Here is a 17,611-nt window from a genome sequence, read left to right as displayed (position 1 = left end):
GGAAACTTACGCTTTATGTTAACCAAACCACTGGAACAAACGTATTTCGTCATCGACTTTGACAGTACGTTTACCAAAGTTGAAGCCCTCGATGTGCTGGGCGAAATTTCTCTGGCGGCCCGCCCCGACCGGAACGACATTCTGGCCCAGATCAAGGCCATTACCGACCGCGGCATGGCGGGCGAAATCTCCGTGGCCGAATCGCTCCGGCTGCGGCTGAAACTGCTCAACGCCCACCGCGACCACCTTCCCGCGCTGATTGAAACCCTGACCGGCAAAGTATCCGATTCCTTCCAGCGCAACCGGGTGTTCCTGACCGATCATGCCGATCAGATTTACGTAATATCCAGCGGCTTCAAAGAATTCATAGTGCCTATTGTTACACCTCTGGGCATTAAAGAAGACCATGTTTTTGCCAATACCTTCGAATTTGACGAAGCGGGTAACATCATCGGCTGTGATTGTACCAATCCGCTGTCGATGGACAAGGGGAAAGTGCAGCTCATCCGCGACCTGAACCTCGATGGTGACGTGTACGTTATTGGAGACGGCTACACCGATTACGAAATTAAAGAAGCTGGTCTGGCCAACCGGTTCTATGCGTTTACCGAAAACGTTATGCGTCCAACCGTGATTGAAAAAGCAGATCATATTGCCCCCTCGCTCGATGAGTTTCTGTACCATAATAAACTGAGCCGGAGCCAGTCGTACCCCAAAAGCCGCATTAAAGTGCTGCTGCTGGAGAATGTTCATCCGGTGGCGGTGAATCTGTTCGAGCAGGAGGGCTTTAAGGTAGAGATCCGAAAGGGAGCGCTGGATGAGGATGAACTCATCGAAGCCATCCGTGATGTCTCTATTCTGGGTATCCGTTCCAAAACGCAGGTTACCCGCCGGGTGCTGGAAAACGCCAACAAACTGATGACCATTGGTGCGTTCTGCATCGGTACCAACCAGATTGATCTGAAGACTTGTATGGAGCGTGGTATTGCCGTGTTCAATGCGCCGTACAGCAATACCCGGTCGGTGGTCGAACTGGCCATTGGGGAAATCATCATGCTCATCCGGAATATCGTGCCGAAGAGCAACCAGATGCACCAGGGCGTATGGGATAAGTCGGCCAGGAACAGCTTTGAAGTGCGCGGTAAGAAACTGGGCCTGATTGGCTACGGTAACATCGGTACGCAATTATCGGTGGTAGCCGAAGCGCTGGGTATGGAAGTGTACTTCTACGATGTAGTGGACAAACTCGCGCTGGGTAATGCCCGCAAGTGCAAATCGCTGGATGAACTGCTGGCCATTGCCGACATCATCAGCATGCACGTCGACGGCCGTCCCGCTAACAAAAACCTGATTGGTAAGCGCGAGTTCGACCTGATGAAAAACGGGGTGCTGTTTCTGAATCTCGCCCGTGGGCATGTAGTGGATGTACCGGCGCTGGTAGCGGCCCTGACAAGTGGTAAAGTAGCCGGTGCGGGCCTTGATGTATTTCCGCACGAGCCGAAGACCAATCAGGAAGAGTTTGTGAGTGAACTGCGCGGTTTCCCGAACGTAATTCTGACCCCCCATATTGGTGGCAGTACCGAAGAGGCTCAGGAGAATATCGGCAACTTTGTACCGGGCAAACTGCTGGAGTACATCAACAACGGCAGCACCTACGGTAGCGTTAACTTCCCCGAACTGCAACTGCCGCTGCTGAAAGACTCACATCGCCTGCTGCATATTCACGCCAACGTGCCGGGTATCATGGGCCGGATCAACCAGATCTTTGCCAAGCACGACATTAATATTCAGGGCCAGTATCTGAAAACTACCGAGAGTATCGGTTATGTGATTACCGACATCGCCAAAAACTACTCCGAAGAAGTAGTGGAGGAACTGAAGCGGATCGAGCATACGATTAAGTTCAGGCTGTTGTACTGAGGACAAATGAACTATCAGCATATCATAACCATAGAGTCCGGCAAGCGTGGCGGCAAACCCTGTATTCGCGGGATGCGAATTACGGTTGGTGATGTGTTGGCCTGGCTGGCGTCGGGAATGACCTTTGAGCAAATCCTGGATGACTTCCCGGAACTGAGCCGGGAAGACATCCAGGCTTGTCCGGCATTTGTCGCCGATAAAGAAAACGGTGTCCGACGGGCTTTATGAAAATTCTATTGGATCAGAACATTTCCCACCGCGTAGTCAGGAAAATCAGAGCGCATTTTGAGGAGGTAGCGAGTGTCAAACAAAACTTCTTAATCAATAAGCTTGATAAATAAGTTTGGGAGTTTGCTCGTCAGAAAGGGTTTGCTGTTGGTACGTTCGACGAAGATTTTTACAACCTTAACGTTCTCTACGGTCCTCCTCCGTTGGTAATCTGGCTGCGTACGGGAAATCTGACTAATGATGAAGTAGCTGAACTTCTGATTAATCATAAGCCTTCTATTAAGGCATTTTTATTCGGGGAGCTAGATGCCCCTAGAGGCTGTCTTGAGATATACAATTTGCCAGCATGAAACAAACTTACTTTACTCCCGGCCCGGCCGAGTTGTATCCGACGTTTTACCAGCACCTGCAAACGGCGCTGGATGAGCAGATTGGGTCTATTTCGCACCGGAGCCAGCGTTTCCGCGATATATACCGCTTCACCGACGAACAACTCCGGGCCATGCTCAACATCCCGGCCTCGCACGCGATTCTGTTTACCGGCTCGGCTTCCGAAGTCTGGGAGCGACTCCTGCTGAACTGCGTGGAGCACGAAAGCTTTCACCTGGTCAACGGCTCGTTCTCGCGCAAGTTTTATGATTACGCCAAAGCCCTGCACAAGTACGCACATATTGCCGAAAAACCGTTTGGCGAAGGGTTCGACTATGCCGACGCAGAGGTGCCGGAATATGCTGAACTGGTGTGTGTGACGCATAACGAAACATCGTCGGGCGTACAGATGCGAACCCCGGAAATTCATAAGCTGAAGCGGAAATACAGCAAGAAGCTGTTTGCGGTCGATATGGTATCGTCGGCACCGTATCCCGATCTGGATTTCAGCGTGATTGATTCCGCCTTCTTCTCGGTGCAGAAAGCCTTTGGAATGCCCGCCGGCCTGGGCGTCTGGATTGTGAACGACAAATGCCTGGAGAAGGCCGAACGGCTGCAGCGGTACGAAGGCAGCGTTATCGGGGCCCACCATACGCTGCCGGCACTCTGGAAAAATTACCAGACGTTTGAAACACCCGCTACGCCCAATGTGCTGGGCATCTGCCTGCTGGGTAAGATTGCGGAAGACATGAACACCATCGGTATTGACACCCTCCGGCGGCAGACGGAAGAAAAAGCCCGGATGCTGTACAAGTTTCTGGAGAGCAGTGATTTGTATGAGCCGTTTGTGAAAGAGGAGCGGCACCGGTCGCAAACTGTCATTGTGGCGAAAACGAACAAACCCTCCGCCGAGGTAATCAGCGCTGTAAAGCAGGCGGGTATGGTGGTCGGCAGCGGCTATGGCAAGTTCAAAGAGTCGCAGATACGGATCGCCAACTTTCCGGCTACCTCTGCCGGGCAGATCGGTGTGCTGATTGATGAATTAAAAAAAATCGGGTAATCGGCAGGGACATAAAGCCAGGGCGGGGGGGATCAACATGCTGTTGATCCCCTCCGCCTTTTGGCTGTTTCGGGAGTAATAGGCTAAAAGTCTATAAACTTTATGGGTTGCCCTGAGTTACGTTACTGAAAGAAAAGAGTATGTTTTATTTATCCAACTTAACGACTATGAGACGATTACTAATCATGCCGGCACTGCTGGCGTTGCTCTCGACAGCGTCGTATGCACAGACAACGAATGACACCCTGCGAACCAACGAAAATCGACCCGTTATTGACGAGCGCACGAAACAGGATGTTCGTCAGGGTGTAAATCGGGCAGAACAAAATGCCAAAGAAGCTGCGAGGGATGTAAAGCAGGGGGTATCGAATGCCGCCCAGGACGTGAAAGAAGGCACAAAAAATACGGTAGATGATGTAAAGGATGCTACGCGGAATACCGTGCAGGATGTAAAGGAGGCTACTAAAAATACGGTGCAGGATGTGAAACAGGGTGTGTCTAATGCGACACAAGAGGTCAAAGAAACGGCGCAGGAGGTAAGCCAGGATGTGCGCCAGGAAGTACGGGAGCTTCGTCGGAATGAGCTGTCGTGGTTTCAGCCGGGTAGCATTTTTATCGGTGCGTCGCTGGGTTTTGGCCTCGGACGGGGCAGCGGTACCTATCTGAACTTTCACCCGCGAGTCGGCTATTTCTTCCTGCCGGGCGTAATGGCGGGTCTGCGGTATGGATTCGAGAACCGGCTAAGTACCAGTTACCGGGCCAATCAGTTCGGTGGCTTTGTCCGGTATTATCCGCTGAGAGGCCGGTTCAGCGCTTTTGGGGGTGTCGGGTATAATGTTGGCCAGGAATATGCCAGTAATGTAGGCGACGCTTCCCGCGCCCGTTTTAATAGCATAAATCTGGAGTTGGGTGCCATGTTCCGGCTCTTGCCCAACTTAGGTGGGGAGATCTCGCTGGAGAACAACTACTACGACCAGGCAAATCCGCTGGCAGGCCGTAACCGGGGCGGTCGTTTCCGCTTAGGCTTCAATTATTATTTCAGCCGGGCTAATCCGTAAAGGCTTTTTGACCAACAAAAAATGCCGGACTGCAACTCAGCCGGCATTTTTTGTTTTCAGTCACAGGTTTAGTTAACGCGTGTGCCGGGTGAGCATACCAACCACCACCCCGGCGACCAGCGCCGGCATAATCGACATAAATATAACCTGCGGCAAGCGTAAGGAGTCGCCCGAGGGCATTACCAGATTATCCTGTAACAGGCCGGTTGAACTACCGATAAATTACAGGATCGTGTTGAGGATGGCGGCAACAAAGCCGGCCAGCGGAGCCACCCATAAAATCTTTCGGGGCTGAATAGAAGTAGTCGACGTTTGCATATAGTGTAGAGCAGGATTTAAAGAATATGTATATACAAATAATGTAACTACAGGAGAATTATTCAGAATTTTTATCCGGTCAAGTAAACCGGCAAAAATATTTTTTGTTGCTTATGTAAGTCTTTTAAAATGAGTTTGTTATCACCACTTCGGTCTTTTGGTAAAGGGATTTATAAAGGGCAGTTTGGTGTTATTCTATAGGAGCGGTGTGCTGGTGGTTTGCGCGTTGTCGACCCGTTTCCTTCATCAATTATGATCATTGAAACTTCCGATTCTTCACCCTCCTCTTCTGGTATTACGCCCGCTCCGCTGCTGCGGTCGGCGCGGCTCTGGATGCCGAAGCGCGTGGTGTTTACGCCCGATGCGCTCAATGAACCGTTTGGCCGGCAGATCTACGAGCGGGTCTCGGCGCTGGATCTGCCCATTGAGGTAATGAAAAACAACCGCATCACCGGCCTGCGCGGAGCCGATGAGCGGGAGACCTACCGCATTGCCAAAAACACCCTCGCCGTGGTGAGTGCCCCGCCGAGTGCCTTCCGGCTGCAACCCATTCCGCCCTCCGCCGACTGGCAGATGAACCTGGCCGAAGGCTGCCCGGCCCACTGCCAGTATTGCTACCTGGCGGGTAGTTTGCAGGGACCGCCTGTTGTCCGGGCCTACGCCAATTTGCCGAAGATGCTGGAAGCTACCGCCGGCTATGAGCAGCCGGGTAAACTAACCACATTTGAGGTAAGCTGTTATACCGACGTCATCGGCATTGAACACCTCACCGGTAGCCTGGCCGAATGTATTCGGTACTTCGGTAGGCGGGAGCAGGCTCAGTTGCGGTTCGTGACTAAGTACGATCAGGTAGATTCGCTGCTGGATCTGCCGCACCACTGCCAGACCCGTGCCCGCGTCAGCCTCAACGCCGAAGCCGTGGCCCGGCGGCTCGAAGGTGGTACTGCATCCGTAGAGGCTCGGTTGCAGGCCCTGCGCAAGCTGGCTTTACCCCGCGAAGCTGGTGGCGGTGGTTACCCCATTGGCGTGGTGCTGGCCCCCATTATGCCTATTCCCGACTGGCAGGAACACTACACTCACCTGCTCGACCGGCTGGCCGATACGCTGGATTTTTCCTGCGACCTCAACGCCGAGTTTATCAGCCATCGCTTTACGCCCGGCTCCAAAGATGTGCTGTTGCAGTGGTACCCGAATACGTCGCTGGAAATGGACAAGGCCGGCCGTGCCGAAAAGCGCAATAAGTTTGGCGGCACCAAGTACGTCTACAAACCAGCCGATATGCAGACACTGAAGCAGTTCTTCTTCCGCGAGTGGCAGCAGCGCTTTCCCAGCGCTCCCATTCTTTACTGGACCTGATTCTAGGGAGCCGCTTAACGGGCGGCTCTTTTGGATTTGCCTCATTGGCTTATCCGCTATCCTGCTAACTTTATCGAACATTCCGCTTGACAGGCGGTTTTATGTATGAATAAACCAACGTTATGGACATGGCTGTTAACCTTCTATCGTATCTCGAAGAGCAGTTTACGCCTTCGGTTGTTGACCAGCTCAGCAGTCATTTAAACGAAACTCCCAATAACACCCGAAAAGCAGTAGCAGGCGTTCTGCCGGCGGTACTGGGCGGTATGGCGCAGCGCGTACAGGAATCGGGCGGTGCCTCCGATATAGTTGATCTGCTCAAAGACGGCAATTACGGCAATACACCCCTCGATATATCGCAGGTTATGGGCTCCCGTGGGGACGAACAGGCCGCAGCCGCCACGGGCAGTAGCCTGCTCGACCGGATATTTGGGGACAATACCGACGAAGTAGCCGGGGCTATTGCCCTGCACAGTGGCGTTCAGCGACCGTCGGCCTTGACCCTGATGGGACTGGCCGGCTCGGTGCTCATGGGTATTCTGGGTCGGCAGGCGCAGGATAAAGGCTTATCAGCCACTAATCTGACGACGCTGCTGGCCGGTCAGGCCAATTATATCCGCGCGAGTATCCCAACAGGGCTGGCTTCCTTATCCAGCGTGCTGAATCTGGATAAAATGCGTACGGAAGATGGCGAAAGCATTCAGGGCACCACTACGATGACGAGTACGCCGGTTAGTCCGGATATACCGCTGAGTACCCATGTAGAGCGTCGGCGCGAAAACATAGCCTGGCTACGTTGGGTGCTTTACGTGGTTGCCGCCATCGTTTTGTTTTTTATTGTCCAGAAATGCCGACAGAATCAGACGGGTACAGACGGAGTTTATACCGATACTACATCACGCGCAGAGCCGGATCGGGTAGAGGATACCTCCCCATCGACCCGGCAAAATATCGACGACGCCCAGGGCTCCACCCGCGATACCGCAGCCGGTCCGTTCGATCGGCGGTAAGTATTCCGGTAGGCTTTAGGCACCGGATGGCAGACATTGGACAAAAGTCAAAGTCCAGCGTTTACTATCTAACGTCCGGCGTCCAGACTTTAGGTTGAACTGTTAAGCGCTGTCGACCTGAACAAAGCAGTCTTCTTCGGAGGGCTGCTTTTGTTTTTGCCGATAACCGACCAAAATTTCGTTAATTTGTTCCTCCTTTTGTCCATTGTCAATGTTTGTAGAAGCGATTGAACGCGTTGACCTGTTTACCCGGCCGATTCACTCGATTATCCGGATGTATGGTCACAGCGAAATCCTGCCCGGTAGCGCTACGCTGTTTTTTGTGAATGAGCAGGCCTGCGCCGTTACCTGTAAGCACGTAGCCGACCTTATCTCCACCGCCGAGGATATTTACAGGCACCACCGGAATTTTCTGGCTGAGCGCCATCCCTTTCAACGCCATAAAAACTACGGGCAGCACCTGCAGCGTCTGGAGGAAAAATACCAGTTTCGGGCAGAAACGATGATTCGCATCCGGAACAACTTCCTGAACTGCGTCGACCAGTTTACCGAGTTGCGGATTGATGCCCACCCGACGCAGGACCTGGCCCTTTTACAGTTCAAAGGGTATAACCGTATTCTGTACCGGTCCTATGCCACCTTCCTGCGCGACAGCAGCCGCATCAAATCCGGGCGGAGTTTGTGCCGCCTGGGCTATCCGTTCCCCGAGTTTACCAATTACCGCTACAACAAAGATACCGACGATATTGAGTGGACCAATGAGGGCCGTGTTCACTCGCCCCGTTTTCCCATCGACGGCATTGTGACCCGGCTGATGAGCGATAACGCCCGCAACGGCGAGATCACCGGCATTGAACTGAGTACCCCCGGTTTGCGGGGTCAAAGCGGTGCCCCCTTGTTCGACGTCAACGGCACCGTGTATGGTATGCAGAGTGCCACCCGGCATTTGCACCTGGGCTTTGATATTGAAGACCGGGACGTGATTGTCAACGGCCGTAAAACGAGGGTTTCCAATTATCCATTTCTCAATGTCGGGCAATGCGTTCACGTGGATGTGATTAAGCAGTTTTTGCAGGAGAAGGGGGTCAGGTATTACGAGGAGTAAGGGGAGATGGGAGGAAAGGAGTAGGGGATAGTTTGGTTTTTAGGGGTGTTTTCGCGATTTTCGTTGTGATTTTGATTTGTGTGTATGACCGTAACGAATACTTCCCGGCAGGCGGAACTGACTGAATCAGCCATTGCATTGCTCAGGCGTTTAATAGCAACACCCTCCTTCAGTCGCGAGGAGGATCAGACCGCCCGGCTGATCGAGGCTTTTTTTCAGGAGCAACAGATTCCCCTCCGGCGAACGAAAAACAACATCTGGGCCTTCAACCATTACTTCGACCCGGCCAAACCGACCCTGCTGCTCAATTCGCACCACGATACCGTAAAGCCCAACAAATCCTGGACGCTGAACCCCTTTGAGCCGCTGGAGCGTGACGGCAAACTGTTTGGCCTCGGCAGCAACGATGCCGGCGGTTGTCTGGTTTCCCTGCTGGCTACCTTCTGCTACTTCTACGACCGGACCGATATGGCCTACAACATCGTGATGGCGGCCACGGCGGAGGAGGAAATCTCCGGGCGCGAAGGGCTGGAACTGATCCTGCCGGAACTGCCCCCCATCAGCTTTGCCGTTGTGGGTGAACCCACCGAGATGCACCTGGCCGTAGCGGAAAAGGGCCTGCTGGTGCTCGACTGCACCGCCCACGGCAAATCGGGCCATGCCGCCCGCAACGAAGGCGAAAATGCCATCTACAAAGCCATTCAGGACATCAACTGGATCACCAGTTACCAGTTCCCGAAGGTCTCTCCAACGCTGGGACCGATCAAAATGTCGGTAACCATCATCAATGCCGGCACGCAGCACAACGTCGTACCCGATGCCTGTACGTTTACGGTGGATGTACGCGTGACGGAGCAGTACACGCTGGAAGAGGTGACCGAAACCATCCGGCAGCACATCCAATCGGAGGTAAAGCCCCGCTCCATCCGGCTGAAACCCTCCAGCATTCCCGTCGACCACCCCATTGTTCAGGCCGGCATCGCCCTCGGTCGTTCTACCTACGGCTCTCCCACCACCTCCGATCAGGCCCTGCTCGACTGCCCCTCGCTCAAATGCGGCCCCGGCCACTCCGGCCGCTCACACACCGCCGATGAGTTCATCTACCTGCGCGAAATTGAAGAGGGGATAGGGCTGTATATTCAGATGCTGGAAGGCGTGGTGTAAGGCGTCCAATCTCTTGCTATTTATAAGGTCGGTCCTTCACCAGCCGAATGTCATTAAATTCGTGCAGCACCATCGTACAATCTTTGGGGATGATGCCCCGGCCAATCCAGTTGGTCACTACCTGAATAGAAACGCCGTACTTTTTGGCATACCGCTTTAAGGTTAGCCACTCGGTCGTATCCACAACGAACCCGTGAGCCGTTAAGACCTTGATGCTCTCGGCTAGTTCCTGCTGCGCTTTTTGCAGCTCATAATCCAAATCCAGCTTTTCTTTTTCCATAACTTAAAAATTGAAGAATAATTGGGTGAAACAAGAATGGCCACGTCAGACCGGGTGCCGTGCAGGTAGACAGTCATCACCTTTCAATACCCGAAAGTGCGATTGATACTATAGTGGCGGATCTGGGTACCACCGAACTACACCAATTTCAATACCCGCAGGTCCGATTGATACTTGGGGCTATACGACTGCGCCGAACTACTAGACAATAATTTCAATACCCGCAGGTCCGATTGATACCTTGTCGAGGTAATCCTGAATCAGCGCCCGCACCCATTTCAATACCCGCAGGTCCGATTGATACATCGACTGAAAGAAGTTTGCCACTTCAGATAACCGGATTTCAATACCCGCAGGTCCGATTGATACGAAACTGCCAGACAACAGGGGTCACATCGACGCCAAATTTCAATACCCGCAGGTCCGATTGATACGCTGAGTATGACCGAGAAGGCCGTTCAACAGGTCGACATTTCAATACCCGCAGGTCCGATTGATACTCGGGCGGGGGTGGGCTTAGGTGCAGCGCCTGAAGCGATTTCAATACCCGCAGGTCCGATTGATACTTTGTTGTCATCGCCCGCCGAAGCCTATGCCGAAGTCATTTCAATACCCGCAGGTCCGATTGATACTGGGCCTGTATGACTGCGCGGAACTGATGGACAATAATTTCAATACCCGCAGGTCCGATTGATACCTACGAAGATATGCCGGATGAATTTTTTGAAGTTGTATTTCAATACCCGCAGGTCCGATTGATACTGACCGATTCGCCCCACAGCATCTATCTGTGGACAAATTTCAATACCCGCAGGTCCGATTGATACACCGTAGAAAAGCGCGTGAATACTCGATGTAGACACATTTCAATACCCGCAGGTCCGATTGATACTCCAGGTAGCCAGCCCGTACCAGGTTTACCACAAAACATTTCAATACCCGCAGGTCCGATTGATACGCGGAACCTGCTGGGTGGTCATCGCCTGGTATTCGTATTTCAATACCCGCAGGTCCGATTGATACCCGTTGGATCAGGGATGTCGATGTTCAGGAACTCAGATTTCAATACCCGCAGGTCCGATTGATACTGATAATATTGACCGCTGTATACACATCGCCATTAGATTTCAATACCCGCAGGTCCGATTGATACAGACGCCATGCTGGGCATACTGGCCAGACGCAACAACATTTCAATACCCGCAGGTCCGATTGATACTAAGCAGCAGGACGGCAAACAGGCCGGCCACGATCAATTTCAATACCCGCAGGTCCGATTGATACACCCCCGATCCGATGGACATCGTTTTATTCCCCGCATTTCAATACCCGCAGGTCCGATTGATACCGCGAAATGGCCGGCGACGCAGCCTGGTTTTTCAAATTTCAATACCCGCAGGTCCGATTGATACCTCTTCCTGTTAATCGTTTATATCCGCTGCGACCGCATTTCAATACCCGCAGGTCCGATTGATACGCAGCGCGGAGGGAATGCCGCCCAGGGGGTGTTTATATTTCAATACCCGCAGGTCCGATTGATACGTTGCGCGTGGTCAGAATTGCGGCATTGGGAATAGATTTCAATACCCGCAGGTCCGATTGATACCTACGCTGCTGCGGGTGTATTCGGACGAGAACCTTATTTCAATACCCGCAGGTCCGATTGATACACTTGATGGCGCGGGCCTGATCGGTGAATGTGGCATATTTCAATACCCGCAGGTCCGATTGATACGCCGTTACAGGCCGAATACGACATCATCTATTTCGAATTTCAATACCCGCAGGTCCGATTGATACGACGCCTATGAAGACGAACTAGGCATTACCCGTATACATTTCAATACCCGCAGGTCCGATTGATACTTCTGCCGATACCCCCATTAGCCGCTAACAAAGGTAAATTTCAATACCCGCAGGTCCGATTGATACCTGCTCAGCCGGTGCGTCGCTGTAGGGCGCTACGTTGATTTCAATACCCGCAGGTCCGATTGATACCGCACCGACTGCACTATTACCGAATATGTGTTCCCATTTCAATACCCGCAGGTCCGATTGATACTGTATTCTGTTGCGGGTGTTCATGGCGGTTTAGCTGATTTCAATACCCGCAGGTCCGATTGATACTAGCTCAGGGTGAATACTGGTGCATGGCGTTTGTCTATTTCAATACCCGCAGGTCCGATTGATACTTGATTTTCTGTAGCTTTCGCTTGCAAAGTACTTTGCATTTCAATACCCGCAGGTCCGATTGATACTTCATGCCGAACCAGTTGCGATCCTGTTTTGCCCTTATTTCAATACCCGCAGGTCCGATTGATACAGGCGGGGCAGACAGTTTCGTTCCCCGCCTTCACCTATTTCAATACCCGCAGGTCCGATTGATACAAGTACGCCTGCACCACCTCGCCAATCGCCCGCTCCAATTTCAATACCCGCAGGTCCGATTGATACCGCGGGCGTTGCCGAAGGAGTAGACCACCAGCGCCAATTTCAATACCCGCAGGTCCGATTGATACGCATAGGGGTTTCCCAGCCCATGCTGTCGATGTTCGCATTTCAATACCCGCAGGTCCGATTGATACTTACAGCGCTCCTCAGGTAAAGCAATCGGGGAGCCTCATTTCAATACCCGCAGGTCCGATTGATACGTGGCGTTGGTGTCGGTCACATACAGCAGAAGGCCCTATTTCAATACCCGCAGGTCCGATTGATACTAATGGCGTAAGGCGGACCATGCGTGATGAGCACATATTTCAATACCCGCAGGTCCGATTGATACCACACCCGACGTGCGCGATGGCAAACAGGACGTCATATTTCAATACCCGCAGGTCCGATTGATACGCCGGCCTGGATATTGTTGGGCTTCCCAGTATAAAATTTCAATACCCGCAGGTCCGATTGATACGCAAACTGGAGGTTATACCCCCGGCTCCCGGCCACGTATTTCAATACCCGCAGGTCCGATTGATACAATCGAAAGCCGAACAGGACGAACTGAAAAAGATCGTATTTCAATACCCGCAGGTCCGATTGATACCGCGCAAACGCAAGGCCCGCAATCTTGTTCCAGCTATTTCAATACCCGCAGGTCCGATTGATACCAGCCGGCCCGCTTCCTCCTGTTTGCGTTTGGCTTATTTCAATACCCGCAGGTCCGATTGATACACCACGCTGCAAGCGTTTCCATACCGACAAGCGCCCATTTCAATACCCGCAGGTCCGATTGATACGAAGCCGATCAGCAGCCATTCACTGGAGTAATCACATTTCAATACCCGCAGGTCCGATTGATACTGGATTCTGTTGCGGGTGTTCATGGCGGGCTTAGCTGATTTCAATACCCGCAGGTCCGATTGATACTAGGTCAGGCCGGATGCTCCAAGCTGATAGATGCGTATTTCAATACCCGCAGGTCCGATTGATACCCCAACCAGGCTTCACAATGACACTGATAAGCTTCCAATTTCAATACCCGCAGGTCCGATTGATACACAGCGTGAACCGTGGCCAGGTTTGCCAGAAAATCAAATTTCAATACCCGCAGGTCCGATTGATACCGGCCGACTTTTCCCCCAAAATCAATCAGATCACTCAGATTTCAATACCCGCAGGTCCGATTGATACGCCAGCTCTGCCGGTCGCTGGAGGAAAACGCCGGGATTTCAATACCCGCAGGTCCGATTGATACGTTTTGGCGTTGATCGACAGGCGGCATTCCCCCTGATTTCAATACCCGCAGGTCCGATTGATACGCATCGGTGGGCGGATCGTCCTGGGCCGGTTTGGTTACCATTTCAATACCCGCAGGTCCGATTGATACCTTGTGCAGTTTCCCGACCACCACGCCGAAAGTGCAATTTCAATACCCGCAGGTCCGATTGATACTCGCTTCTGCCTCGCCCTGGGTAATCAGATTTTGAGTTAGATTTCAATACCCGCAGGTCCGATTGATACTTGCCCTGTAACAGTTCAGAAGCCATCCGGTAGCCCATTTCAATACCCGCAGGTCCGATTGATACGAGACTGCCAAACGCGGCCAGCTCCTCCAGCTCACATTTCAATACCCGCAGGTCCGATTGATACGCTTCAACGAGGCTTACGTTGAGGTTGCCAAGAAAAAAATTTCAATACCCGCAGGTCCGATTGATACTCTTCTGCCGATACGTGTTGATCAGCAGGTTATCCATATTTCAATACCCGCAGGTCCGATTGATACGCAGAGCCTGGTCGCGCTTCCAGGCCTTGAGCTTCTATTTCAATACCCGCAGGTCCGATTGATACTCGTTGGCGTAAACCTTTCTGACGTCACTCATCCAGATTTCAATACCCGCAGGTCCGATTGATACTTCCGGACGGTAAAGCCGATGTCAACTCCGACCTGAAATTTCAATACCCGCAGGTCCGATTGATACGTGTTTTCGTTTTAAGACGCATCCTCATGCCGGTCTTTACATTTCAATACCCGCAGGTCCGATTGATACACCAGCACAAAAATACGTTTCAAATTGCGCTGAGGGTCTTTTTTGGGGCGAAAAAAAAAGAAAAAATCGTCGGCCTGCGGTAGTGCAAAATACCCCGCAGGCCGACGACTCGCTAAACTAGGCAATATACCCCGTAAACAGGGTTGAGCCGGCAACATTGGTAATGACTCCCCTGAGCGGCCGGTCTGAATGCAACCGGCCGACGACTTACAGGAAACGGCTCCGCTCAGCTTTGTCAACGCCGATGGCTATACGTTCACTGTACCGCTCGTCGCGAAGCTGATAAAAAACAACGCCGTCGGAGTCCTGCATCAACGATTCTGCTTCCTGTTGCAACTGCTTGAGCTGGGCCATCGTCAGGTCACCCTCAAACACCGAGTTCTGTACCCAGGTCAGGTAGCGCCGGAATAATTTCAGCATTCTACCCGTACGCTTCTGATTAACGTCGTATACGGCAATTACATAAGGCATGATGTCAAAGAACAGGTTGATGGCTACCACCACATGTGCAGGCCCTGATACGGCTCACCCACCGGATCACACAGATGACGCACCAGTTTATAACACTCCAGCCGGATGAGCCGCTCATACGAAACGCGCTTGTTCAGCGTCCGGTGCTGCACGGTTTGGCTCAACCGTTCATCCCAATGGGCAACCACTACCTTCCGGCCGGCTTCGGTCAGGTAGCACCCGCCGAGTTGCGCCGAGAAGTGCTTTGGCTGGATTTCACCGGTTTTCAGCAGCCGGAAAATCATCCGGTCGACGAGCAGCGGCTTAAACACCTCCGCCAAATCGAGCGACAGCGAAAACCGTCGGTCACCAGGTTCATGCAAAAAAGCAATGGTCGGGTCCAGGGCGGTGCGGTATATCTGGCGCAAAACAGTGGTGTAACAAAGCGAATTCCCGAAGGAGATCAGCGCATTTAACTCGTTGGAGGGCGGTTGCCGTTCGCGTTTGGTGAACGGAAACCGGGCCGCTACCTCAGGACCCAGAAAATAGGGCCATAGCTGGTAGTACCGGTTCCGGATTCGGCCTTCCACCGCCATCAGCGTCTGAATGTTTGTCGTCAGGGGCAAATCGTCCCGATCGCGGCTCAGGTCCGTCAGGGTTGTTTGGACACTCACCCTGGCCTCCCTCTCCAGTCTGGGTTGATAATACTTCACGACCCGTTCAATGTTAAACAGGGCGGCTTCTACAAAAGCCCTGGCCAGGACCAGCCGCCTTTTGGCGCTGAGGTAATGCCGGGCCTGCTCAATATGCAGCCGCCCTGACAATTGGGCTTCGCGCGGGTACAGTGTGGCCGTGTAGTAGCCGTAGTAATCGAAGAAAAACGTAGGTATGCCTTGCTGCCCCAGAAAAGTAACGAGCCGGGTGTTCAGGTCAAGTTCACCAAACAGGTACAGACTGTCGACGGTCTCCACGGGAAACGACTGCGTTTTGCCATCCGGCTCCACCGAAGGCAGGCCCTCGTCGTGCGGGTCGGGGCCGTCGATGCGGGTGTCCGGGCTGCGGTCGCCCGATGCGCGTTCGAGCGCGAGGGTATTATGCCGGCGTTTAAGTCGCCCGCTGGAGAAAAGGTAGTAAGGCTTTTTCATCGGTTAACCGTAACAGAGTTCTTCATACGCGCATTGTTTGCAAAAGGAGCGTTTGGCGAGTCTCGGCGGGGGCGTTGCCTGCGTAGCCAGGTCCCGGATGGCCGCAACGGTGCCGGCCAGTTCCGCAACGTGTTCCTCGTCGAGAATTATCGTTTCTGTCCGGCGCAGCAGCGGATAGTCCAACTGCCCCCGGAAGCCCGGTCCCGGGATCGGGGTATCGTCCGGACCATTGTTGCGGTTCAGCGCCAGCAGCCAGAGGTAGAACCGCACCTGCCAGATATGGGATTCTTCGCAGGAGCGGCTCTTTTTGGTTTCGTGGAGGACGCCTTCGCGCAGGTTAGCCCGGTCAATTTTACCGATAAGCGCCGTGCCGTCGGGGGCTACCGCTTCGATGGTCAGGTGTTTATCGGCCCGGTCGTAGCTGGATTGGTCGAGTAGCCGCCCCAGCGCGACCGTATCCGATTCCTGCTCCATCCAGATGCCCCGCATCGACAGCCACGCCTTACGCGGGCACAGCCGGTAGTACCCCACCAGCATCCCACCGACGCGGAGGTTGGTGGGGGAGGTCATGATTTCGCTTCTACCTCAGAATCCTTATTTTCTGTTTTGGGGCCATGTGCAATTGTAGTCAGTTTCTCAACTACATCGCCGATGCCAGTGGCTTCTTGATAGGTTAATGCCTGGTTACCGTTCATTCGATTAATATTCTCAACCAGACCGGTCAAAATCGTCTTAAAGTTTCTTGTTAGGGGGCTGACTGTCGGTGCGGGGCAACGGCTTGTTGAGGTAACAATGGCTCCCTGAAAATCCATGACATGTGGGAATTGCTGACTAGTATTAGCACCAGGTTGGTGCATCAGCGTATAGCTGAGAGCGTCAATTACGGCCTGTTTACGTTTATTTCGCATTACTGCATCGCTAATCGCATAGGCGTTGGCTGCATCATCCCACCCAAGTCCGGCTAAGTCAATGACGCAAACGAACGCAAATACAGCACTGGAAGCGGGACGAGTAAAAATATTCTGCCCTTCGTTCGCCGTATTTTCCCGTGACTGAATTCCCGAACGGTGTTTTACAAATTTGGCATGAAAATAATGCTGGATATGGCTAACCTCTGGAATACCCGCCATAATGCCGAATTGTACCCGACCTGTTCGGGGAACAGCCACCGAAGCCGAGAAACCATTACCTCTGTCTCGGTTATCTACTTCTGTAAGTAACAGGCCGTGTGCATCTGTTACCAAACATTCTGATGCCAACAAACGATATAGTGTTGCTTCAAGTTGTTGTTTTTGTACAGCCGCGCTTTGCCCTTTTAACTCACCTGTCCAAGCAGTGGCTTCGGGAAAACGTTGAATAAGCCAGTCCCGGCTTGCTAACTCACCCTTTAACCGGTTAGGATTCATGTATTTTCCCTGTGCATAGCCACACAGTGGTAAGTTTCGTTCTTGGGCAATGGTGGCCAAGTGCTGAGCGTGCCAGTGTTTCACCATATCGCCCGAAATAGCAGGAACAGTGTACAGCTTCTTATCACGCACAACAACAGCAGTACGGGGTTGAGTAGCCGAGCCTTCGGTGCCTTCGTTGTTAAGGCTAGCCAGATTGACGGTTAGTTCGCCGACGATTGATAAGTGTTTAATGTCTGAAAGGTTCATGGTTGT

At 52.7% G+C, this 17,611-nt stretch carries 13 protein-coding genes, 1 pseudogene and 1 CRISPR repeat array; of the genes and pseudogenes, 9 read left to right on the top strand and 5 right to left on the bottom strand.

Features of this window, described 5'->3' with window-relative positions; translation table 11 throughout:
* Positions 1-15: 15 nt before the first annotated feature.
* The 9 genes and pseudogenes from serA (at position 16) to ABD931_RS23055 (ending at position 9,588) form a co-directional block, all read left to right on the top strand.
* Positions 16-1,920 carry a phosphoglycerate dehydrogenase gene (gene serA / locus ABD931_RS23090; RefSeq protein ID WP_345270372.1) on the top strand — a complete coding sequence of 635 codons (1,905 nt, stop codon included), beginning with the start codon at positions 16-18 and terminating at the stop codon, positions 1,918-1,920.
* Positions 1,921-1,926: 6 nt separating this feature from the next.
* A complete protein-coding gene (locus ABD931_RS23085; RefSeq protein WP_345270371.1) occupies positions 1,927-2,148 on the top strand; it encodes a DUF433 domain-containing protein in 222 nt (73 codons plus the stop codon).
* A pseudogene (locus ABD931_RS29295) lies at positions 2,145-2,498 on the top strand (DUF5615 family PIN-like protein). The gene ABD931_RS23085 and the pseudogene ABD931_RS29295 overlap by 4 nt, the downstream one beginning before the upstream one ends.
* On the top strand, positions 2,495-3,577 hold the full coding sequence (locus tag ABD931_RS23080) for an aminotransferase class V-fold PLP-dependent enzyme (protein ID WP_345270370.1): 1,083 nt from the start codon (positions 2,495-2,497) through the stop codon (positions 3,575-3,577). Before ABD931_RS29295 ends, ABD931_RS23080 begins: the two are co-directional and overlap by 4 nt.
* 167 nt (positions 3,578-3,744) lie before the next feature.
* A complete protein-coding gene (locus ABD931_RS23075) occupies positions 3,745-4,635 on the top strand; it encodes a hypothetical protein (protein ID WP_345270369.1) in 891 nt (296 codons plus the stop codon).
* A gap of 570 nt (positions 4,636-5,205) precedes the next feature.
* The gene (locus ABD931_RS23070) at positions 5,206-6,309 is read left to right on the top strand and encodes a spore photoproduct lyase family protein (protein ID WP_345270367.1); all 1,104 of its coding nucleotides are present in this window, start codon (positions 5,206-5,208) and stop codon (positions 6,307-6,309) included.
* Positions 6,310-6,437: 128 nt separating this feature from the next.
* On the top strand, positions 6,438-7,319 hold the full coding sequence (locus ABD931_RS23065) for a DUF937 domain-containing protein (protein ID WP_345270366.1): 882 nt from the start codon (positions 6,438-6,440) through the stop codon (positions 7,317-7,319).
* Between the two features lie 211 nt (positions 7,320-7,530).
* A complete protein-coding gene (locus ABD931_RS23060) occupies positions 7,531-8,424 on the top strand; it encodes a S1 family peptidase (RefSeq protein ID WP_345270365.1) in 894 nt (297 codons plus the stop codon).
* 84 nt (positions 8,425-8,508) lie between these two features.
* Complete coding sequence (locus ABD931_RS23055; protein ID WP_345270364.1) at positions 8,509-9,588, top strand: M20 family metallo-hydrolase; 1,080 nt, start codon at positions 8,509-8,511, stop codon at positions 9,586-9,588.
* Positions 9,589-9,604: 16 nt separating this feature from the next.
* On the opposite strand, the gene ABD931_RS23050 is transcribed toward ABD931_RS23055, so the two are convergent.
* The 5 genes from ABD931_RS23050 to ABD931_RS23030 form a co-directional block, all read right to left on the bottom strand.
* A complete protein-coding gene (locus tag ABD931_RS23050; RefSeq protein WP_345270362.1) occupies positions 9,605-9,868 on the bottom strand; it encodes a hypothetical protein in 264 nt (87 codons plus the stop codon).
* Between the two features lie 80 nt (positions 9,869-9,948).
* Positions 9,949-14,355: a CRISPR direct-repeat array (repeat unit 29 nt; unit sequence ATTTCAATACCCGCAGGTCCGATTGATAC).
* A gap of 207 nt (positions 14,356-14,562) precedes the next feature.
* Positions 14,563-14,826, bottom strand: a complete 264-nt coding sequence (gene cas2 / locus ABD931_RS23045; RefSeq protein ID WP_345270361.1) for a CRISPR-associated endonuclease Cas2 — start codon at positions 14,824-14,826, stop codon at positions 14,563-14,565.
* A 23-nt stretch (positions 14,827-14,849) separates the two neighbouring features.
* Positions 14,850-15,950, bottom strand: coding sequence for a type I-B CRISPR-associated endonuclease Cas1b (gene cas1b, locus ABD931_RS23040; RefSeq protein WP_345270360.1), 1,101 nt, complete (start codon positions 15,948-15,950; stop codon positions 14,850-14,852).
* Between the two features lie 3 nt (positions 15,951-15,953).
* Positions 15,954-16,520, bottom strand: coding sequence for a CRISPR-associated protein Cas4 (cas4, locus tag ABD931_RS23035; protein WP_345270359.1), 567 nt, complete (start codon positions 16,518-16,520; stop codon positions 15,954-15,956).
* A complete protein-coding gene (locus ABD931_RS23030; RefSeq protein WP_345270358.1) occupies positions 16,517-17,605 on the bottom strand; it encodes a DevR family CRISPR-associated autoregulator in 1,089 nt (362 codons plus the stop codon). Before ABD931_RS23030 ends, cas4 begins: the two co-directional genes overlap by 4 nt.
* Positions 17,606-17,611: the final 6 nt, after the last annotated feature.

The organism is Nibrella viscosa (genome assembly GCF_039541875.1).
Classification (GTDB): domain Bacteria; phylum Bacteroidota; class Bacteroidia; order Cytophagales; family Spirosomataceae; genus Nibrella; species Nibrella viscosa.
Note: the sequence above shows the minus strand (reverse complement) of the source record. Positions and strands in the feature narration are given on the sequence as shown.